This is a genomic window from Bacteroides rodentium JCM 16496, assembly GCF_000614125.1.
GTDB classification, from domain to species: Bacteria; Bacteroidota; Bacteroidia; order Bacteroidales; family Bacteroidaceae; genus Bacteroides; species Bacteroides rodentium.
In genome coordinates this window covers 1-21,603 of record NZ_BAKJ01000040.1, presented here as the reverse complement: position 1 = coordinate 21,603, position 21,603 = coordinate 1, and the positions used below count along the sequence as shown (strand labels likewise).

General features: G+C 45.3%; 11 protein-coding genes and 3 pseudogenes. 5 read left to right on the top strand and 9 right to left on the bottom strand.

Going from position 1 to position 21,603, the window contains the following annotated elements; all coding sequences use genetic code 11:
• The first annotated feature begins 54 nt into the window (after positions 1 to 54).
• The 5 genes and pseudogenes from JCM16496_RS15680 (at position 55) to JCM16496_RS25310 (ending at position 8,130) form a co-directional block, all read left to right on the top strand.
• Positions 55 to 3,128, top strand: a pseudogene (locus JCM16496_RS15680) (FAD-binding and (Fe-S)-binding domain-containing protein).
• 33 nt (positions 3,129 to 3,161) lie between these two features.
• The gene (locus JCM16496_RS15675) at positions 3,162 to 4,346 is read left to right on the top strand and encodes an acyltransferase family protein (protein ID WP_025835472.1); all 1,185 of its coding nucleotides are present in this window, start codon (positions 3,162 to 3,164) and stop codon (positions 4,344 to 4,346) included.
• Between the two features lie 128 nt (positions 4,347 to 4,474).
• A complete protein-coding gene (locus tag JCM16496_RS15670) occupies positions 4,475 to 5,314 on the top strand; it encodes a BadF/BadG/BcrA/BcrD ATPase family protein (RefSeq protein WP_005824980.1) in 840 nt (279 codons plus the stop codon).
• A 57-nt stretch (positions 5,315 to 5,371) separates the two neighbouring features.
• Positions 5,372 to 6,181: an N-acetylmuramic acid 6-phosphate etherase gene (gene murQ, locus JCM16496_RS15665; protein ID WP_025835468.1), complete on the top strand. Its 810-nt coding sequence runs from the start codon at positions 5,372 to 5,374 to the stop codon at positions 6,179 to 6,181.
• Between the two features lie 28 nt (positions 6,182 to 6,209).
• Positions 6,210 to 8,130: pseudogene (locus JCM16496_RS25310) on the top strand (serine hydrolase).
• Between the two features lie 84 nt (positions 8,131 to 8,214).
• Here JCM16496_RS25310 and bamJ read toward each other — a convergent pair.
• From bamJ to JCM16496_RS15620, 9 genes and pseudogenes are all read right to left on the bottom strand, one after another.
• On the bottom strand, positions 8,215 to 8,847 hold the full coding sequence (gene bamJ / locus JCM16496_RS15655; RefSeq protein WP_025835466.1) for a BamJ family beta-barrel-assembly machinery protein: 633 nt from the start codon (positions 8,845 to 8,847) through the stop codon (positions 8,215 to 8,217).
• A 115-nt stretch (positions 8,848 to 8,962) separates the two neighbouring features.
• Positions 8,963 to 10,503, bottom strand: a pseudogene (locus tag JCM16496_RS15650) (glycine--tRNA ligase).
• A 238-nt stretch (positions 10,504 to 10,741) separates the two neighbouring features.
• Positions 10,742 to 13,078 (bottom strand): beta-glucosidase, encoded by a 2,337-nt coding sequence (locus JCM16496_RS15645; protein WP_025835464.1) that lies wholly within the window; start codon positions 13,076 to 13,078, stop codon positions 10,742 to 10,744.
• Positions 13,079 to 13,091: 13 nt separating this feature from the next.
• The gene (locus JCM16496_RS15640) at positions 13,092 to 14,288 is read right to left on the bottom strand and encodes an esterase (RefSeq protein ID WP_025835462.1); all 1,197 of its coding nucleotides are present in this window, start codon (positions 14,286 to 14,288) and stop codon (positions 13,092 to 13,094) included.
• Between the two features lie 73 nt (positions 14,289 to 14,361).
• On the bottom strand, positions 14,362 to 15,864 hold the full coding sequence (locus JCM16496_RS15635) for a DUF1593 domain-containing protein (RefSeq protein ID WP_244440431.1): 1,503 nt from the start codon (positions 15,862 to 15,864) through the stop codon (positions 14,362 to 14,364).
• 21 nt (positions 15,865 to 15,885) lie between these two features.
• Entirely contained in the window at positions 15,886 to 16,467 is a 582-nt protein-coding gene (locus tag JCM16496_RS24115; protein ID WP_244440430.1) for a RagB/SusD family nutrient uptake outer membrane protein, read from the bottom strand.
• Positions 16,446 to 17,432 (bottom strand): RagB/SusD family nutrient uptake outer membrane protein, encoded by a 987-nt coding sequence (locus tag JCM16496_RS24110; RefSeq protein WP_244440429.1) that lies wholly within the window; start codon positions 17,430 to 17,432, stop codon positions 16,446 to 16,448. Before JCM16496_RS24110 ends, JCM16496_RS24115 begins: the two co-directional genes overlap by 22 nt.
• Positions 17,433 to 17,452: 20 nt before the next feature.
• A complete protein-coding gene (locus tag JCM16496_RS15625) occupies positions 17,453 to 20,509 on the bottom strand; it encodes a SusC/RagA family TonB-linked outer membrane protein (protein ID WP_025835461.1) in 3,057 nt (1,018 codons plus the stop codon).
• A gap of 75 nt (positions 20,510 to 20,584) precedes the next feature.
• Positions 20,585 to 21,601, bottom strand: coding sequence for a GRP family sugar transporter (locus JCM16496_RS15620; protein WP_025835459.1), 1,017 nt, complete (start codon positions 21,599 to 21,601; stop codon positions 20,585 to 20,587).
• Positions 21,602 to 21,603: the final 2 nt, after the last annotated feature.

The window sequence follows — 21,603 nt, the reverse complement described above, 5'->3', positions numbered from 1 at the left end:
ACACGTTTACAGAGCACTTTGAAGTAAAGTGATGCAATAGTAAAAAAAGTGAATATGAAAGAGCAAAGTTACATGGCTTTCCTGCAGGAAGCAAAGCGATTCATTCCGCAGGAAAGGATTTACACCGACGAACTTCGCCGGCTGGCTTGGGGTACGGACGCCGGTTTTTACCGACTGATTCCCCAGATTGTAATCCGTTCGAAAGACGAAGATGAAGTTTCACAACTGTTGAAACTGGCGAGCCGCCACGGGCTGCCCGTCACCTTCCGAGCGGCAGGGACCAGTTTGTCGGGTCAAGCCATTAGTGACTCCATCCTCATCGTAGCCGGCAAGAATTGGGAAAAATACAGCATATCTGCCGACCACGAACAGATAACCCTCCAGCCGGGCATCATCGGACAACGTGTGAACGAACTGTTGGCTCCCTACGGTCGCAAGTTTGCACCGGACCCCGCTTCGGTGAAAAGCGCCATGGTGGGCGGTATCGTCATGAACAATGCTTCCGGCATGAACTGCGGTACGCACGCCAATAGCGACAAGGTGCTTGTTTCCGCCCGTATCATCCTGATGGACGGCACCCTGCTGGATACCGGAAATCCCGTCAGCCGCGCCTCCTTCGAAGTGACCCACCGTGACTTCATCCGCCGCATCTGCGAACTGCGCGATGAAATACGTACCAACGAAAAACTGGCCGAACGCATCCGTTACAAATATTCCATCAAAAACGTAACCGGGCTCAATCTGCTGCCCTTCGTTCGTTTCGACGACCCATTCGAAATCATTGCCCACCTCATGGTAGGTTCCGAAGGTACACTGGCGTTCCTTTCGGAAGTGACGATGAAGACTGAATATGATTATCCCTACAAGGCCAGCGCTATGCTCTACTTCAAGACCATCAAGGAGGCGTGCCGCGCTGTGGTAGCCATGAAAGCAATTGACAATTTACAATTGACAAGTGACAATGAAACCGTGCGGCATGATAGCGCAGCCAATTGTCAATTGTCAACTGTCAATTCTCCATTGGTAAAAGGGGCTGAGATGCTAGACTACAAGAGCCTTTCTTCCGTCAACGACCCCGTATTCCTAAAATACAAAGGCGAAGTTGCCTCCTCTGCCCTCCCCGGCGTGGAGCCCGGCGACGAAACCGGATTGACAGCAGTGCTGACCGAAACCAAAGCCCGTACCCCGGAAGAACTGCAACAGAACATATCTGCCATCGAAGCTTGCCTGCAAGCCTTCACCACCTATATTCCGGTACGCTTCACCGACCGTCCGGAGGAATATTCCAAATACTGGGCCATCCGTTCCGGCATCTTCCCCTCTGTGGAGGTACGCGCCAGCCGGGGACCACTTGCCTCATCGAGGATATCGCCTTCCACATTGAAGACCTTCCAGAAGCGACGGCAGAGCTGCAACAGCTCATAGCCCGTCACGGCTATGACGACGCCTGCATCTACGGCCATGCTCTTGAAGGAAACTATCACTTCATCATCAACCAGTCCTTCAGTACCCAAGCGGAAGTGAAACGCTACGAAGACTTGATGAATGACATCAAGACCTTGGTAGTAGATAAATATGACGGTTCCCTGAAAGCCGAGCATGGCACGGGCCGGAATATGGCTCCCTTTGTCCGCCATGAATGGGGAGATGACGCCTACAAAGCCATGAAGGCCGTCAAAGAGCTGTTTGACCCACAAGGATTGCTAAACCCCGGTGTCATTTTCAATGATGACCCGCAATGCCATATCAAGAACTTCAAGCCGCTGCCTTTATTAGTGATGAGTGACAAGAGACATGCTACGCCACTCGTAGCTGACAAATGCATCGAGTGCGGTTTCTGCGAAGTCAACTGTCTCTCCTGCGGCTTTACCCTTTCCTCGCGCCAGCGTATCGTGTTGCAGCGCGAAATATCCCGGCTGAAACAAAGCGGCGAGGACCCGACGCGCCTTGCACTGCTCGAAAAACAATACCGCTATCCCGGCAACCAGACTTGTGCCGGAGACGGCCTCTGCTCCATGTCGTGCCCGATGGGTATCAATACGGGCGACCTTACCCATATAATCCGCCAGGAAGCATTGCCCAAAGGCAGTCTGGGATACAAAGCCGGAGACTTTGTCGCCAATCATTTCGCCGGTGTCAAGAGTACACTGCGTCCCGTATTGTCCTTAGCCAACTTCGGACATTCACTATTAGGGACAAAGGCGATGAGCGGCATTACCAAGGGGCTGCACAATGCATTGGGCATACCTCTATGGACACCGGCTATGCCGAAAGCCTTCAAGCCTCTCCCCCCTTGCCCCCTCCCCCGTAGGGAGGGGGGGAAAGATACTCCTGATAATGATAAGGGAAAAATAATTAATTCCGATAAAGCGGGAGTAACTACTCCTCCTCCCTACGGGGGAGGGGGCAAGGGGGGAGAGGCTGTCGTTTACTTCCCCAGCTGCATCAACCAGACTATGGGTCTGACCAAGAAGTCTCCCGTAGAGCAGCCATTGGTAAATAAAATGGTGTCCTTGTTGCAAAAAGCCGGTTACGAAATCATCTTCCCGAAAGATATGGACAAGCTTTGCTGTGGCACCATTTGGGAAAGCAAAGGGATGCTGGACATTGCCGACCGCAAGACAGCCGAACTGGAGGCCGCACTTTGGGAAGCCAGCGAACAAGGCAAGTACCCCGTCCTCTGTGACCAAAGCCCTTGTCTGCACCGCATGCGCGAATGTATCAAGAAGATGAAACTGTATGAACCTGCAGAATTCATCTATACATTCTTACGTGAGAAGCTGATTTTCACCCCTATTAACCGCCCCGTAGCAATCCACATCACCTGCTCCATGCGGAAAATGGGACTGGCAGATACCATTATAGCCCTTGCACGCCTTTGCTCCAGTAAAGTCATCGTGCCGGAAGAAGTAGGTTGCTGCGGTTTTGCCGGAGACCGGGGATTCACCTATCCTGAGCTGAACTCGTACGCCCTACGCAAACTCCGCCCGCAAATAGAAGCGTCCGGAGTGAATATAGGCTACTCCAACAGCCGTACTTGTGAAATCGGATTGACAACAAACTCAGGTATCCCCTATGTATCCATTGCCTATCTGGTAGATGAATGTACAAAGGCAGCTGATAATTAGGATTGATAATTAACTTAACACACAAATATTACAATGAACAGTACAAAAGTAAGTAAACGCATCCTTGCACTCGACATTCTCCGTGGTGTCACCATCGCAGGTATGATTATGGTAAACAACCCCGGTTCGTGGGGACATATCTATGCCCCCTTGCGGCATGCAGAGTGGAACGGTCTGACCCCCACCGACCTCGTCTTTCCCTTCTTCATGTTTATCATGGGAATTTCCACATACATTTCCCTGAAGAAATACAACTTCGAGTTCAGCCACGCCGCCGGCATGAAGATACTGAAACGCACTATCGTCATTTTCCTTATAGGCATGGCTATCGGCTGGTTCTCGCGTTTCTGCTATTACTGGGCCTCCGCTCCGGACGACCTCAGTTTCGGAGAGAAGCTATGGGCTTCCGTCTGGACATTCGACCGTATCCGTATCCTGGGTGTCATGCAACGGCTGGCCCTTTGCTACGGAGCAGCCTCCATCATTGCACTAACCATGAAGCATAAACATATACCTTATCTGATAGCCAGCCTATTGATAGGCTACTTCATACTGTTGATGTGTGGCAACGGTTTCGCCTATAATGAAACAAACATTCTTTCCGTGGTAGACCGTGCCATCCTGACCCCTGCACACATGTACAAGGATAACGGCATAGATCCCGAAGGTTTGTTAAGCACCATCCCTGCTATTGCACACGTGTTGCTGGGCTTCTGTGTAGGACGGCTGATGCTGGATGGCAACAAGTCGGAAGACCGTGCCTCATTTCTCAATTCGCAGCTTATCACACTGTTTCTGGTAGGCGTTATCCTTACTTTCTCCGGTTTCCTGCTAAGCTACGGTTGCCCCATCAACAAGAAAATATGGTCTCCTACCTACGTACTCGTCACTTGCGGACTGGCATCCAGTTTTCTGGCATTGCTTATCTGGATTATTGATGTGAAAGGCTATAAGAAGTGGAGCATGTTTTTCGAGGCATTCGGTGTGAATCCGCTGTTTATGTATGTATTGGGCGGCGTACTTAGCATACTTTTCGGTAGCATCAGTTTCCCGTGGGGAGACGGCAGCATCAGCATACACGGATTCTTATATAATATAGTCCTCATGCCCGTTTTCGGTGAAACCGCCGGTTCCCTTGCCTTTGCCCTGCTGTTTATCGCCATTAACTGGTGTATCGGCTACCAGTTGTACAAACGAAAAATATATATCAAAATATAAGGATTAAGGATTAGGGATTAAGGATTAATGTTTGAGGATTAATGCGTTGCCTATAATTAAAAACAGCATCACCCACCATTAATCATTAACCCCTAATCATTAAACATTGAACATTAAACATTATTTATATGATTCTAATAGCAGACAGTGGCTCTACAAAGACCGATTGGTGTGTTGTAGAGAATGGAGTACTTCTCCAACAGATATTCACGAAAGGGACGAACCCTTTCTTTCAGTCGGAAGAAGAAATCAGTAATGAAATAGCAACAGCGCTATTACCTCAGCTGAAGACAAGTGAGCTGGATGCCGTATACTTTTATGGTGCAGGATGCGGATTTCCCGACAAGATAAGTATGGTGCACCGTGCCATAACCAAACACCTCAGTGTGAAAAATGAAGTGGAAGTCAATACCGATATGCTGGCTGCCGCACGCGGCCTCTGCGGACATGACTCAGGCATTGCCTGCATCATGGGGACCGGCTCCAACTCATGCTATTATGACGGAAAAAGCATTGTCACCAATGTATCTCCTCTGGGATTCATCCTGGGAGACGAAGGCAGCGGAGCCTGCTTGGGCAAACTGTTGGTAGGCGATATCCTGAAAAATCAGATGACACCCGAGCTGAAAGAGAAATTCCTCAAACAGTTCGACCTGACACCTGCTGATATCATCGACCGTGTCTACCGCAAGCCGTTCCCAAACCGCTTCCTGGCAAGCTTGTCACCATTTCTTGCACAGAATCTGGGTGAACCTTGTGTACGCGCTTTGGTACTGAACAGCTTTAAGGCATTCCTTAAACGCAACGTCATGCAATATGAAGACTATCAGCATCAAAAAGTACATTTCATCGGTTCCGTAGCCTTCTATTACAAGGAAGTTCTGGCAGAAGCTGCCAAAGAAATGGGTATCCAACTGGGTGCAATCATCAAGAGCCCCATGGAAGGACTCATCAAATATCACAACTGAAAGTGACAAATCGTAAATTGTACATTGTAAATCGTCAAATCGTAAATATCGTGCCTTATGTTCGTAAAAATCTCAGAGCAACCATCGCTCTACAATGACTTGGAAAAGAAATCAGTCCGTGAAATTCTGGAAGACATCAATACCGAAGACCAGAAAGTGGCGCTTGCCGTACAGAGGGCAATCCCTCAAATAGAAAAACTGGTAACCCAGATTGTGCCCCGCATGAAACAAGGCGGACGCATCTTCTACATGGGTGCGGGTACCAGTGGACGTCTTGGCGTACTCGACGCTTCGGAAATTCCACCGACTTTCGGTATGCCCCCCACGCTGGTTATCGGCTTGATTGCCGGTGGTGACACTGCACTAAGGAATCCGGTAGAGAATGCCGAAGATGACATTCACCGCGGTTGGGAAGAGCTGACGGAACGCAATATTACAGACAAGGACATTGTCATCGGTATTGCCGCATCCGGCACCACCCCCTACGTAATAGGCGCCATGCACGAGGCACGCGAACACGGCATACTGACCGGCTGTATCACCAGCAACCCGGACTCACCAATGGCAGCAGAGGCAGATGTAGCCATCGAAATGATTGTAGGACCTGAATATGTGACGGGAAGCTCACGCATGAAATCGGGAACAGGACAGAAAATGATACTGAATATGATTACCACTTCCGTCATGATACAGTTGGGACGCGTGAAAGGCAACAAGATGGTAAATATGCAACTCAGTAACAAAAAGCTTGTGGACCGTGGTACCCGTATGATTGTAGAGGAACTCGGACTGGACTATGGCAAAGCCAAGGCACTGCTGTTGATGCACGGCTCGGTGAAGAAGGCAGTGGATGCATACCGGATTTAGTTATTACTCACTCTTAAATCCCTTTATTATGAAAGCAATATATTTTTTTCTCTTTTCTCTTTGTCTGCAAGCTGCCACCGCGCAACCCTTGCAACGCGTAGCCCCTGAACAAGTGGGAATGGACTCCCGCAAGTTGATGTATGCTGACGAAGCGATTGAAACAGCCATCTCCAACAAGGATATTCCCGGTGCCGTACTTGCTGTAGTACGTAACGGCAAGATGGCCTATCTGAAAGCTTACGGCAACAAGCGTGTTTATCCCAATGTGGAGCCTATGACTACCAATACTGTCTTTGACATGGCATCCTGCAGCAAATCCATGTCGACTGCCGTATGTACGATGATACTGGCAGAACGCGGCAAACTCCGCATGCTGGATCCAGTCAGCCTCTACATACCCCATTTCAAGAATTGGGAAAGCGAAGACGGCAAAGAGAAAAAGGTTATCCGCATTGCCGACTTGATGACACACACTTCCGGTCTTCCTCCCTATGCACCGGTAGCCGAGCTGGAAAAGCAGTACGGTTCTCCCAATCCCGATGCTTATGGAATATATTGCTACTTGTAAACGCGACTTCAAGCCGCAGACTGATTTTCAATACAGTTGCCTCAACTTCATCACCTTGCAGCACATTATCGAGACTATAAGCGGACAGAGCCTGCGTGACTTTGCACGTGAAAACCTATTTGATGTACTCGGCATGGAGCATACCGACTATCTGCCTTGCCAACGTGATAAGGATGGTAACTGGATTACAACAGACAACTCACAATGTACAATTCACAATGTACAATGTACAAAGAAGGGCAGGACCGTACAACATGACCGCGCAGCCAATTGTCCTTTGTCCATTGTACATTGTACATTAAAAGACATTGCCCCCACTGAAAAGCAACCTAATGGACAAGTTCTCTGCGGACAAGTTCATGACCCGCTGGCACGTGTCATGAACGGAGGTATCAGCGGTAATGCAGGAGTATTCTCTTGTGCTGATGATATTGCCATACTCTGCGCAGCCCTGCAAAACGGAGGCGAATGGAACGGACGCCGCATCCTGAGTCCGCTGGGTGTCAAAGCCATGCGTACTGTGCCACGTGCTACCGCCAGTCTGGGACGCACTCTCGGTTGGGATAATTTTACAGCCTATGCCTCCAACAATGGAGATTTGTTTGGTCCTAATACCTATGGGCATACCGGCTACACGGGTACCTCCATCATTATTGATCCGGACAATGACACTTCCGTCATACTCCTTATCAACGCCGTACATCCGGAAGACGGACACAGCGTAGTTCGCCTGCGTTCATTGGTTGCCAACGCTGTGGCGGCTTCCATCTGCCCCATTCCGCGTGTTTATACAGACCATTACTACAAACGTTTCCTACAGTTTATGGATGAGCCTGCCATTACAAGCAAGGACATCGTGATGCTTGGCAATAGCCTGACTGAAGGTGGCGGTGACTGGTCTGCCCGTCTTGGTGACAAGAACGTACGTAATCGCGGCATCATCGGTGATGAAGTGATGGGTATCTATGACCGCCTGCATCAGATACTTCCCGGACATCCCGCCAAGCTGTTCCTGCTTATCGGGGTCAATGACATCTCCCATGACTTGGCACCAGACAGTATTGCAGACATGATTCGCATGACGGTGGAACGCATCCGGAAAGAATCTCCCGACACAAAACTCTACCTGCAAAGCCTGCTCCCTTTCAATGAAAGTTTCGGACGATACAAGAGACTGACCGGAAAGACCGATATGGTTCCGGCAATCAACGCCCGCCTGGAGGCGCTTGCCAAAGAGGAAGGCATTGCCTACATCAATCTTTTTCCACTATTTACAGAGAAGGGAACAAATGTACTACGCAGTGAGTTGACCGGCGACGGACTGCATTTGAATGAGGATGGATACAAAATCTGGGTAAAGGCCATTAAGAAGAAAATATAAGTACTATCCTTCCCTCTATCGGAAAAGTATAATAAAAAAAGTGGTGAAGAAAAACCTTCACCACTTTATTATATGCATACCTGGTTATTCAACAATACGTTCCAGCAATAAATCAAATGTCAATGCGGTATATCCGGGGATTGTTCCATCATTATTGCCACTGGAGCCATAAGCACTTTGCCAAGGTATATATAGCATCCAGCGTTCACCTGCCCGCATCAACTGCAAGGCTGCTGTCCATCCGGGAAGTACACCTGCCACAGCAAAAGTGGCAGGAGAATCAAAAACTGTCGGTTCTTTCAATGAACTCAATGGTATGTTAGTATCCAGCGCACTGTATCCATCAAAATTCCCATCGAATTGATCACCTACAATTAAAGTTCCGTAATAAAAAGCACTGACGGTAGAATGATATCCCGTATATAACGGACGTTCTCCTGTCTCATTTTTCACAAGCTTCTTGCAATACACATACTGGGCACCTTCGGTAGTACTGGCAGTCGTCTGTATGGCATACAGTTTACCGAGCTCCATAGCGTCAGCCTGCTCTGCTGTGGCCACATAGTTCTCACCAGTCAGCCTTTTTATCGAGTCAGCAAATGCCTCATTACGTTCTCTCCAGTTATCATACTTTCCAGCCTCCTCCACTTCTTCACAAGAGATGAAAGCACCCACCAGCAACAGCAGGAAAGGCAAAAACAAAAGTCCTTTTCTCATTTTCATTAATTACAAAATATTCATTAATTACGAATTACAAATTACGAATTACAAAAAACAAGTGGCATTCACACTACGCACCCCCGTAATTTATAATTTGTAATTAACCCTATTCTTACTGCAAGGTTTTCAGCAACGATGTGATGCTTACACGGTCTGCAATAATATTATTCAGTTCAGAGATAGCCACGCGTTCTTGCTGCATGGTGTCACGATTACGCAGCGTCACACAGTTATCTTCCAAAGTCTGATGATCCACGGTGACACAGTACGGGGTACCGATGGCATCCTGCGGCGGTAACGCTTGCCGATGGAGTCTTTCTCGTCATACTGGCAGTGGAAGTGGAACTTCAGGCTGTCAATGATTTCGCGTGCCTTTTCGGGCAGACCGTCTTTTTTCACCAACGGCATTACGGCCAGTTTCACGGGTGCCAGTGCAGCAGGCAACTTCAAGACAACACGAGTCTCTCCATTCTCCAACTTCTCTTCACAGTAAGAAGCAGACATGATGCTGAGGAACATGCGGTCTACACCGATACTGGTCTCGATGACGTACGGCGTATAGCTTTCGTTGGTCTCGGGGTCGAAGTACTTGATGTTCTTGCCGGAGAACTTCTCATGCTGGGACAAGTCGAAATTTGTACGGCTGTGAATACCCTCCACTTCCTTGAAGCCGAAAGGCATCAGGAACTCGATGTCTGTAGCAGCATTGGCGTAGTGGGCCAGCTTGTCGTGGTCGTGGTAACGGTAATGGTCATCACCGAAGCCCAGCGCCTTGTGCCATTTCAAGCGGGTCTCTTTCCAGCTCTTGAACCAGTCAAGCTCCGTACCCGGCTTCACAAAGAACTGCATTTCCATCTGCTCAAACTCGCGCATACGGAAGATGAACTGGCGGGCTACGATTTCGTTACGGAAAGCCTTACCAATCTGGGCGATACCGAAAGGAATCTTCATGCGACCGGTCTTCTGTACATTCAGATAGTTCACGAAAATGCCCTGTGCCGTCTCGGGACGCAAGTAAATCTTCATGGCACCGTCTGAGGTAGAACCCATTTCGGTGGAGAACATCAGATTGAACTGGCGTACCTCTGTCCAGTTCTTTGTGCCACTGATAGGGCAAACGATTTCTTCGTCAAGGATAATCTGGCGGAGTTCGTCCAGGTTGTTATCGTTCAAAGCTTTGGCAAAACGTTCGTGCAAGGCATCACGCTTGGCCTGGTGTTCCAGCACACGACCGTTGGTACTGCGGAACTGAGCCTCATCGAAAGCCTCCCCAAAACGCTTGGCAGCTTTGGCCACTTCTTTGTTTATCTTGTCATCGTACTTGGCAAGCTGGTCTTCTATCAACACATCGGCACGATAACGTTTCTTGGAATCGCGGTTGTCAATCAAAGGGTCATTGAAAGCATCCACGTGTCCGCTGGCTTTCCAGATGGTGGGGTGCATAAAGATTGCCGAGTCGATACCGACAATGTTTTCGTGCAGCAGCACCATGCTCTGCCACCAGTATTGCTTGATGTTATTTTTCAGTTCCACACCCATCTGACCATAGTCATACACAGCTCCCAGTCCATCATAAATATCGCTGGAAGGGAACACAAAACCATATTCCTTACAGTGTGATACGAGTTTCTTAAAAACGTCTTCTTGTGCCATTTTCTGTTGTATCTAAATTAATTTGAATCTTATTTTCAGCTAAAAAACGCCACAAAGATAGGGATTTATATCGTAAGTAGGACACGGAGGGTATTAATTTATCTTATTACCAAATAAAAGAAGAAGCTACCTCATAACTCCGAGGCAGCTTCTTTCCCAATTTTACCCAATTACAATTAATTTACCTAAGCACTACAAATCAACCTAATCACAACTAAGAATAATATTATACTCACCTTCAGCGCTTTATCGTATTAACAGTTTCTTGTGCTTTCAATATGTCATTTGTTTTTTCCACAACTGATACCACATCAACATCAAGTGCAGCCTTAATATCCTTGGAAGAGGTTCCAATCAAAAACTTATAATTTCCAGCATCCACTACCCATGAAGAAGAAGCTTCATCATAAGAAGCCAAATCCGTAGTGTTCAGTTTCAAAGTGGCAGTAACAGTCTCACCTGGCCTCAATTCCTTAGTTTTGGTAAAAGCTTTAAGTTCTTTTTCCGGTTTGTTCATCTGAAAACTATTGGGAGCGGAGACATAAAGCTGAACAACCTCTTTCCCTGCAAACTTACCAACATTCTTCACATCAATAGAAACAGTATATATGCCATTATCAACTTTGACAGACGGATTGACATACTCGAATGTTGTATACGAAAGACCATAGCCGAAAGGATAAGACACTTGCTTTCCGAAACTATCGAAATAGCGATAACCGACAAAAATATCTTCTTCATAATCCGTATAGTCTACATTCTTCACTGAAGAGCTTTTGTCCTCCTTATTCCTCACATCTGTATTAGCCCTAGCATCCATAGGAAAATTGGTCGAAGAAGCAACGTCCATCAACTTGTTCGGGAAAGTCATTGTCAACTTACCCGATGGAGATACTTTACCGCTCAACACATCCGTCACACTATTTCCGCCCTCCTGGCCTGCTTGCCAAGCCAGTAAAATAGCATCCGGCAGTTCTTTCCAAGAAGCTGTTTCGATTACACCTCCGATATTCAATACCACCACCACTTTCTTCCCAGCAGCATGGAAAGCTTGGCTGACGGACTTCAGCAGTTGCAATTCTTCCTCACTCAGTTCAAAATCACTGACATTACGGTCTACAAATTCACCGGAAGTACGTCCCAGCGTAACCAATGCAACATCCGCTTTAGCAACTTGTTCTGACAATACCTTTGTAGTAGGGATAAGTTCTGTCGGGCGAGGTACTGGCATAAATCTAGAGAAAGGCTGAGACGGGTCAGGAGTATTTTTCTTATTCTCGGCCTCAATATACTGTTCATAATCGGCCTTCAATGCTTCATCTATCTGGTATCCAGCATTCTTCAAACCATCCAATAATGAGACTGTATAGGCACGATTCACATTACCTGAACCGGTACCTCCTGCTATGAAATCATAGGAAGTACACCCGAAAAGAGCTATATTTCTAACCTTCCTTTCAAATGGCAAAGTTTCGTTATTATTCTTCAACAAAACCATTCCTTCAGTCGCAGACTGGCGGGTAACTGCTGCGTGCGCCTTCAAATCAGGTTTATTGGAATATTTGTATTCTTTAAAATGAGGAGTTTGGAGAATAAGTTCAAGAACACGCTTCACATTACGATTCAGTATGGATTCATCCAATTTTCCGGATTTCACCCCTTCGATAATCATATCATACTGGTTAGCCCTTCCCGGTTGGAGCATATCATTACCTGCTATCATCTGAGCCACGGCATCCTTCCCTCCAAACCAGTCAGTTACCACCATACCCTCGAAATTCCACTCATCACGCAATAAAGTGGACAGCAAGTCTGTATTCTCAGAAGCATAGGTGCCATTAATATAATTGTAGGAGGACATTACTGTCCATGGTGCCGATTCCTTCACTGCAATTTCGAACCCCTTCAAATAGATTTCCCGTAAGGCACGAGGAGTGATACGAGCATCATTAGCATTCCGATTGGTTTCCTGGTTGTTAACAGCAAAATGTTTGATGGAAGTTCCCACTCCGTTGCTCTGTATCCCTCTGACATATGCAGCAGCTATCTTGCCAGATACCAACGGATCTTCGGAATAATATTCAAAATTACGCCCGCACAAAGGATTCCGATGGATATTCAAAGCAGGAGCCAGTAAAACATCCGCACCATATTCCAACACTTCATTACCAATTGATTTTCCAACTTCCTCCACCAAATCCTGATTCCAAGTAGAAGCAAGTAACGTACCGATAGGAAAATGTGTACAATAATAAGTAGCAGAATCCCCTTCGCGGATAGGATCTATACGTAAACCTGCAGGTCCATCAGCCAACACAATGGCAGGAATCCCCAAACGGGGTATCGGATAAGTAGTACCTGCTGCACCGGGAACCAACTTTTTTGTAGTGCCAATCACCGTACTGTCACCCGAAGTACCCGCCATTCCGGTACCGATAACCAAATGTGCCTTTTCTTCCAAAGTCATAGCACTAATAACATCCTCAACAGAATCTTTACCCAATTGAGGAACCGTAGGGCCACAAGCGCTCAATACGCCTGCAGCCAACAGCAAATAAAACAGTTGTTTCTTCATAGCCTAATTAGATTTATTTAAACAACTTGGGAGCAAATACAGAGAGATAAATACGCCAGCAGGTCCACACATGTCCACCAGGAGTTTCCATAAACTCATATTTATATCCTTTTTTATCCAAATCAGCGCGATAAGCTGCATTGTTTTTATAAAGGAAATCGTCTTTACCAATACCCAACCAGTAAAGTTTGGGAGCCTTATCAAACTGAACAGCTAACTTTTTGTCCATATCCTGATAAACCGGACTATTTTTCTGACCTGCACTCTGGACATTAAGGGCCGCAGAGAATAAACCTACATAATCGAACATATCAGGATAGTTCAAAGAAATATTGGCAGAATGAAAACCACCCATTGAAAGCCCTGCAATAGCACGATGAGCTTTGTCCGCTTGTACACGATAATTACTTTCTACAAACGTGATAATCTCAGGGAAATAGGCTTCAAAAGCACCGTCCATGGTTCCATTCTTCATATGGTAAGGTTTATAGTATCCCAGACTACTCTCACCCGGTGCAGCCTCCATGGCAGCATGCCCATTGGGCATCACGACAATCATCGGTTCAGCCTTGCCTTGTGCAATCAAATTATCAAGAATCTGTGCAGCACGTCCAAAAGTTGTCCACTCATCTTCATCTCCTCCCATACCATGCAATAAATAGAGTACCGGATACTTCCTATCACCGGATTGTTCATAACCTGCCGGCGTGTAGATATTGATACGGCGATCCATTTTCATACCATCAGAGTGATACCAACGATGGGCCAATGTTCCATGAGGTACTTTATTTACCTTATATAAATCTGCCTTACCATTCCCTACAATAAACACATTGCTTGTGGTAGCAAAGTCACGATAGACATAAACATTGTTAGGGTCTATAGTCGGCACACCATCTACCATGAATTCATAGCTATAAAGTTCTGAATCCAACGGCTTGGTAGTATAGGTCCAAATTCCTTCTGAATTCTTTGTCATGTCTATCAAACCTGCTCCCACCATACCTCCAATGTGTTGTCCCTCCGCCTTTTCGGCAAAGTCACCAGCAATCTGCACCTTTTGGGCATCAGGAGCCTTAAAGTTAAAAGTCACTGTGTTATCTTTGTTCACAATTGCAGACTCGAGGTCCTGCGCAACAAACAAATTCTGCTGGGCAGACACTTGCAGTCCACAGACTGCCATAAATACTGTCAATAAAATCTTTTTCATTTCAGTTTTTCAATTTAAAGTTTGTTGATTCCAGTTTATTCTACCACTGTAATAATTAGGCGGTGATAACGGTTCATTTGTGGTTCACCATCATCTGTAGCTCCAGAATCAAGTGAATGGTATCGCCCGGTTTGGCATCAGTCGGAACAGTAAAAGTAGTATTTGCAGAAGTAGAATCATCCACTGCCACTTTACCTTGATATGTACTGGCTGACATATATTGCCACCATTTAATGGCAAGTACATTCTTGTCCGGATCGGTTACTGTATATTTAAGTTTCAGCTTTTCACCCGGTTTGGCATTCATGGCAAGTGCACCTTTTATCACCGGTTCATGATTTGCATCGGTATAGCTTGGAGTAACTGACCATTTAAAACGGGCAGCCAATCCATTCATTACCGGAGCCGTAAAATCGGGTAAAGGATAGTGCTCAGCTCTATACTTCATCTGTTCCATACGAGAAAGATTCTCCACTGAATCGGGAAGAAGAGTCCTTCCACCGCACCAGCCACCATAAGTAGGATTCTCGTGACCACGCAGACCATTACCGATCAAATTCAGAAAACAGTAAGTGTCACCCTCAGCCAGATAAGCCCCTTTCGGCTGAACGCCAGTCCAAACTACATAGCCTTGCTCCTTCAGTTCATCAACTGTATAGCCCGACAAGCCGAAGAAATCGAACTTATCATCTTTCACCATCTGTTTTCCATCCCCCCAGACACGATACATTTCACCGAAAGGCCCTTTACTACGGATATTCTCCTGCATCCATTCCGGAGAATAGAAAACCTGGTTTTCTTTGGAAGCCCTCAACTGGGCATTATAAGCCAGCCCGACTGTCATGCCGCCCATCTCCATTTGTCTAAGTTCCGGCCAGAAAGGTTTGATATACCGTGCATACGTATCATCCTGATCACCAGAAAGGGAAAGAACCACTTTTTTTATTATCTTTTCCCGAATACCTTTCCAAGCATCAGTATGCTCATAAATATCCTGAATGGACTTCAAAGCACGAGCTATGGTGCTGGCACCTCCCCAAGCATTGATAAATACCGGATCTGTACAATCATCAAGCAGTACGGCTTTAATCAGCTCCGATCCCGGAGTATCCTTGGAAATATCACCATCGAACTCTATATTACCGATGCGTATTTTGGATTTCAGATATTCGGGAGTCGGATAAGAAGGATCATGTACCCTCAAATTGGGATATACCTCCTCATAAGCTTCCACAGCATCGTCAATGAAACGTTCTTCCGGATCCCAACGCCAACTTTCCATAGGCCCGTAGTCTATACCATTACGAGAATATTCCCGTCCAGGTACATACCACTTAGTACCGTGCCCGTCACCTTTCCAATGAAACTGACTGCTGGCATAAATCAAACCTTCCACGCGGAAATCCGTACTGAAAAGTAAGAAACGTATCAAAGAGTTCAGGTCATCAAGTTCCGGATCACAAGTAATGATAACACGCGGTTTTGACGAATCTTCACCGGACGTCTGCTGTCCATTCATACAAGCCGGCATCACAGCCATAAGGCCTGAGAAGAATAAGCATTTAAATTTATTCATACACTAAATTTTATTGATTAACTACCAACCCGGATTCTGGGTCATATTCTTATTGACATTCATTTCAGTTGCAGGGAATGGGAGCAATTCATGCTTACCACTTTTGAAACCAGCAGAAGCATTTTTCTGTTCATTCCAACTGACACGACCGTCTTTGTAAAGAGCCGGTCTTTCCTGTCCTCTTTTGGCAAGTACCGTAGCAGCATCGCCCCACCGAATCAAATCCTGATAACGACAACCTTCCATCCAAAGTTCCAAACGCTTTTCTTTCTTGATATCATCCATAGAAACGCTACCCAATACGGGCAACTGAGCACGATTACGCACTTTATTCACATATTCGGTAGCCTTACTCGTATTTCCGGCTTGAAGACTAGCTTCTGCAGCAAGCAGCAAGACCTCGGCATATCGCATGGCACGAGTATTATTAGGACAACGTAACCACCAATAGTTGATAACATCCTCTTCATAAACACGGTATTTCCAACTAAAGTAACCGGCATTGTCAGGCATATATGCAATGGCATCACTCAAAGATATACCGGTGCTTTCCATCTGCTGGTATGTCTTTATGGAAGCATTCAAGCGATACGTATCTCCCATCTCAACAAATGCATCATAGCTTTCCTTGGTCGGATTAAAAAATCCCCAACCTCCGTGAGAATAGATTTGAGTAGCTCATTAAATGCAAGCATATCTCCGCGCCAATGCACATATACCCAAATCATGTTACTCATAATACCAGTAGCATTATTGGCATCGTAGACATAGTTACTCTCAAATAAGCTTTCGCAGTTTGCCTCTCCTTTAGTAGTCTGAATATTTTCATAATCACTGTAAAGGTCGTACTTTCCGCTATTGATCACCTCATCCAAGGCAGTGGCGGCAGCACCATAATTCTTCTGGAATACATATGCCTTACCTAACAGAGCTTGTGCAAATTGTTTGGTGATACGATAGGTAAAGTCATCCAAACTTGTCTTTTCCTCCAGATCACCACTGTTGACAGCCTCAGTAAGGTCTTGGTTCACCAATGCCCATAGCGCCTCAGTATTACCATTAGCCTGGGAATATTCATTTGGCGTTAACGGATGATCCACCAATGGCGGAGTCCCCCAAAGACTAATTAATTCGATGTAGGACATCGCACGGAAAACCTTTGCCTCTGCACGTGCACGAAGTTTAATTACCGAATCATCCCCTACATACTGCAAAACAATATTGGCGGCATAAATCACCTTATAAAGATTCGTATACAACGTTTTAATATGAGAAAAATCAGAGTCGAATGTATAAGTCGACAGCAATTGCGCACTAGCAGCTGTCCAACTCTCCCCTGCCGAATAGCAATCATCCGAAAGAAGATTCTTCAGCCAGAATGCAGGTGCATAAGTATCCTTCCAATTACTATAGCAGGCTACAATGGCTTCTTCCGCATCAGCATCCGTTTTATAGAAACTTTCAAAAGTGCTTACTCCATGCTGCGAGATATCCAGATTGTCCACACAAGAGGAAAAGAAAGTACAACTAGCAAGCAACAAACTTGATAAAATATATTTTGCTTTCATATTTCGTATTGAATTAAAGATTAAAATGCTACATTAAGACCGAACACGACTTTCTTGCTGGACGGATAAGAACCCATATCCAACCCCATTGCACTACCTGTACTTGTAAATTCAGGGTCAAATCCAGGATACTTGGTAAATGTAAAGAAGTCGTCCAAAGAACAATACAAACGAAGATTGCTCAAACCAATCTGCTTCAACAAATTCTTTGGTAAATTATAGCCCAACTGTATCTGCTTGATTTTAAAGTAAGAACCGTCGAATACAAACTTGGAGCTTTTCAAGTACTTATCATAATTACTAGGATTGGAACGGGCATAATTTGCATTGTCTCCTGCAGTTGTCCAGCGTCCATCGTAGAATTCCTTCAAGGTATTCGCTTTCATACGGGAAGTACGGTTATAACCAGCAAACACATCATTGCCATGAGAACCGGAACCAAATATCGTCAAATCGAAACCTTTCCATGCAGCAGTCAAAGTAATACCATAAGTAAAGTCGGGAATGGCTGAACCTATTTCCGTTTGATCAGCATCTCCAATAATGCCATCGTCATTCATATCCTTGAATATCGGGTCACCCGTTTGTGAGTCAATGCCCGTACACTCATAACCACGCATGTACCAAATGGGGTGCCCTTCTTCAAAATAATTCATAACACCGATGCCTGCACTTGTCGTACTCTCAATGCGTTCCAAAGTTTCATGCAGATAAGTAACTTTATTCTTTAAAGTAGCAATGTTTCCTTTTATGCTATAGTTGAAATCCTTAATATTATCACGCCATGAAAGCTCAAACTCAAATCCGCTGTTCTTGACATTTCCTGCATTCATAGGTGAAGTCGTGTTACCTACAATCAGCGAAGGAGTAATACCGGTTACAATTAAATCCTTAGTTTTTTTCTCATAATAGTCAAATCCGAAACTCAACCGGTCGTTCAGCATCCGAAGATCAATACCTAAATCAATTTGTTCAGAAGTTTCCCACTTCAAATCATAGTTGCCTGTTGCAGAGGGCAGTGAACCCGTTTCATAAGACACATCTCCGGACATTGGATAATTGATTTCAGACAGAATTGTAGCATCATACATATAGTCTGCCAAACCAGCAATACTACCATTCTGTCCCCAGCTTGCACGCAATTTCAAATGAGAAATCGACTTGAGGTTCTCCATAAACTTCTCATTGGAAAGCACCCAGCCAACAGATACAGCCGGAAAATAGCCCCAACGTTTCTGCAAAGGAAGGATAGACAAGTCGGCAGCATCCGCACGAAGAGTGAACTGAGCAAAATATTTACCCGCATAGTCATAAGAAGCCCGACCAAAGTAAGAAAGATTTGCATATCTCCTTTTCTCTCCACCACTTACCGTACGGGTGGCAGTACCAGTTTGGAACGCAAAATAGGCATAGTTGGGATCCAACTTGGTAATACCTAAATCAACCTTGTCACCAGAACGGCTACCATTGATTCCTCCTGTCACTCCAAAAGAGGTATTGGAAGAATAAGACATACCAAGCATCACATTTACATTGTGCTTATCCGCAAATGTCTTAGTGTAGTTAGCAAAGTTTTCCCACTGCCAATACGTCGTATTAGAGCTTGTAGCATTTACCGATACATAATCCTGATAAAGATCAGAGCAAGTAATGTTAGGCATAGTATAGCCATAAGAGTTGCTATAAGTATAGCGATATCCCAAACGTGAAGTGATGACAAGTTCTTTTATCGGATTAAAATCCAGATAAGTGGAACCGCTGAACACAAAACCATCTCTTTTCGTTGTACCACGGTCACGCATAATATACGGATTGATATTATTGGAGTCACCATAAGGGGAAATAGAATAATAATCACCATTAGCATTCTGAAGCAAGGTATGCCCTTGGTTCATATAATTAATCATAGTGTCAGGTAGTTTATCCGGTGTATAGGTGACTGGAGTAAGAGGGTCAAGCTGAATGGCAGACAGCATCAAAGAACCGGTTGCTGAGCCTTCGCTTACAGACTGTACATGATAACGGAAAAATGAATTGTTTGTCGTGAACTTCAACCAATCCTTTACTTTATAATCTGCATTGACAGTACCGGTAATGCGGTCAAAAACATCCTTATTGCCAACAATGGGACCATTATTACTCAAATAAGAGAGTGAGGCGAATAATGAGCCATTATCATTGGCACCTTGGAAATTGACATTGTGACGCTGCATCATGGATGATTCAAAAGTCTCTTCTACCCAATCTGTATTTGTCTTTCCATCCCAATACCTATCTATTGTTTCTCTGGGAATAAGATTGCCTTCAGTCATATAATTGACATATTCCTGAGCATTCAGAATATCAGGAGTACGACCTAAAGACTGGGAGGACAACTGGAAATCATAAGAAATACGACGAACTCCCTTTTTTGCCTTCCGAGTGGTAATCAAGACAACACCATTACCTGCCTGGGCACCATAGATAGCAGCAGAAGCAGCATCCTTCAACACCTCCATACTCTCAATATCATTCGGATCAAGGTTACTGATGTCTTTCGTACGCAGACCATCGACCACATACAAAGGATCTGAACTAGCATTACTGCTATATCCACGGATACGAATGGCGGGATTCGAACCAGGAGCCGCAGATGCAGAAATAATTTGCACACCGGCTGTCTTACCCTGCAGGGCCTGCTCAGCATTGGTTATGGTACGATTCTCAAAATCTTCTGCCTTTACGGAAGAAATCGCCCCTGTTACGGAACTTTTCTTCTGTACACCATATCCCACAACAACCACTTCATCCAAAGTCTTGCTATCTTCCTTCAGCATTATATTCATAGTACCTGCAACGGCTTTTTTTTCCTGGGTCACATACCCGATATACGAAAAGACAATAATGGAACCCTCATTCACTGACAAAGTATAATTGCCATCCAAATCAGTTATAACACCATTTGTCGTTCCTTTTTCCAATACACTTACACCAATCATCGGTTCATTAAGCTCATCAGTAATTCTGCCAGATACATTTACTTGTTTCTGTGCAAAAACAGATGTCATACCTACCAAAAGGAACAGCACTAAGGCCATTAACCTTTTCTGTCTAATTTGTGTTACAATCGTTTTCATTTAATATTATTTTGGGTTAACAATGAATTTAAAATATCAGTTTGAAAGAGTAATCAGTACCAGTCCCACAACAAAGAGCACAAACATAGTTGCAATCATAGGTACAGTCCCCTTTGGAGCGCCTTTGAACTCCTTCCATACAAAGAATCCCCAAACCATGGCTACCACTGGTGCGGCATTGCTCAATGCATAGGCTATAGCCGGATTAGCAGAGCCAGCTCCCATAAAGCTGACTACCATACCACTCATCCAAATAAAACCTCCCAACATACCAATCAGATGTGTACGGGTGTCACCTTTCAGATAATCCTTTAGTGTCACCTTGTTTCCCTGAGCCGGATGACTCATAGCAAACGTATTAAAGATAGGAGTCGTGATAAGGACACCGGCAGCAAAACAAAATACACCGGTATAAGGAGTCAGTGTTCCCGTACCACCCGTTACATACTGAGGATCTAGTGATTTTACAACCAAGCCATAGAAGAACATAATGGCCAACCCCGCTACAATAGCCAATAAGATACCTTTTCTAGGAGTAGACGCCTGACTTGCCGACATTTTTCCATAAGCCTTGCCACAAATGCAGATGGCTATCACAATAACAGCTACTCCTATCCAAAGCAATGTCTGGTTTCCAGGGTATACTTCGCCGGCCAAAGATATCAGTAGATAATTAAAAATTATACCGCCTATCCAAGCTAAGCCTCCACCAATGGGAAAACCTATCGACATCCCAGCTACAGCAATGGCTGCTGTCAGAAAGATATTACCGAAATTCCATACAATACCGCCCAGGAGCGCATACTTCATACTATTCCAGTCCATTACTGCCAAATCCTCAAAGAAAGTACGGCCTTCACTTCCCAAGCTGCCCAATGTCAGGGCACCTAACAGAGCTGTGAAAAATAAACCGAAAGTCAAATCCCAGTAGAAAAGCTCAAAACTCCAGCTTTTCGATGTCACCATCTTCTGCGTATTCGCCCAAGAGCCCCAACAGAGGCAACAATAGACACAACACAGAATGGCCCCAATATAGTTGTCAACAAGTATCATAA

What these genes read in the sequence shown, in the direction of transcription:
- JCM16496_RS24110 (WP_244440429.1), bottom strand. Translation starts at nt 17,432, where the DNA reads ATGAAAGCAAAATATATTTTATCAAGTTTGTTGCTTGCTAGTTGTACT.
- JCM16496_RS15635 (WP_244440431.1), bottom strand. Translation starts at nt 15,864, where the DNA reads ATGAATAAATTTAAATGCTTATTCTTCTCAGGCCTTATGGCTGTGATG.
- bamJ (WP_025835466.1), bottom strand. Translation starts at nt 8,847, where the DNA reads ATGAGAAAAGGACTTTTGTTTTTGCCTTTCCTGCTGTTGCTGGTGGGT.
- JCM16496_RS15625 (WP_025835461.1), bottom strand. Translation starts at nt 20,509, where the DNA reads ATGGCCTTAGTGCTGTTCCTTTTGGTAGGTATGACATCTGTTTTTGCA.
- JCM16496_RS24115 (WP_244440430.1), bottom strand. Translation starts at nt 16,467, where the DNA reads ATGGGAGATACGTATCGCTTGAATGCTTCCATAAAGACATACCAGCAG.
- JCM16496_RS15645 (WP_025835464.1), bottom strand. Translation starts at nt 13,078, where the DNA reads ATGAAGAAACAACTGTTTTATTTGCTGTTGGCTGCAGGCGTATTGAGC.
- JCM16496_RS15670 (WP_005824980.1), top strand. Translation starts at nt 4,475, where the DNA reads ATGATTCTAATAGCAGACAGTGGCTCTACAAAGACCGATTGGTGTGTT.
- JCM16496_RS15640 (WP_025835462.1), bottom strand. Translation starts at nt 14,288, where the DNA reads ATGAAAAAGATTTTATTGACAGTATTTATGGCAGTCTGTGGACTGCAA.
- JCM16496_RS15675 (WP_025835472.1), top strand. Translation starts at nt 3,162, where the DNA reads ATGAACAGTACAAAAGTAAGTAAACGCATCCTTGCACTCGACATTCTC.
- murQ (WP_025835468.1), top strand. Translation starts at nt 5,372, where the DNA reads ATGTTCGTAAAAATCTCAGAGCAACCATCGCTCTACAATGACTTGGAA.
- JCM16496_RS15620 (WP_025835459.1), bottom strand. Translation starts at nt 21,601, where the DNA reads ATGATACTTGTTGACAACTATATTGGGGCCATTCTGTGTTGTGTCTAT.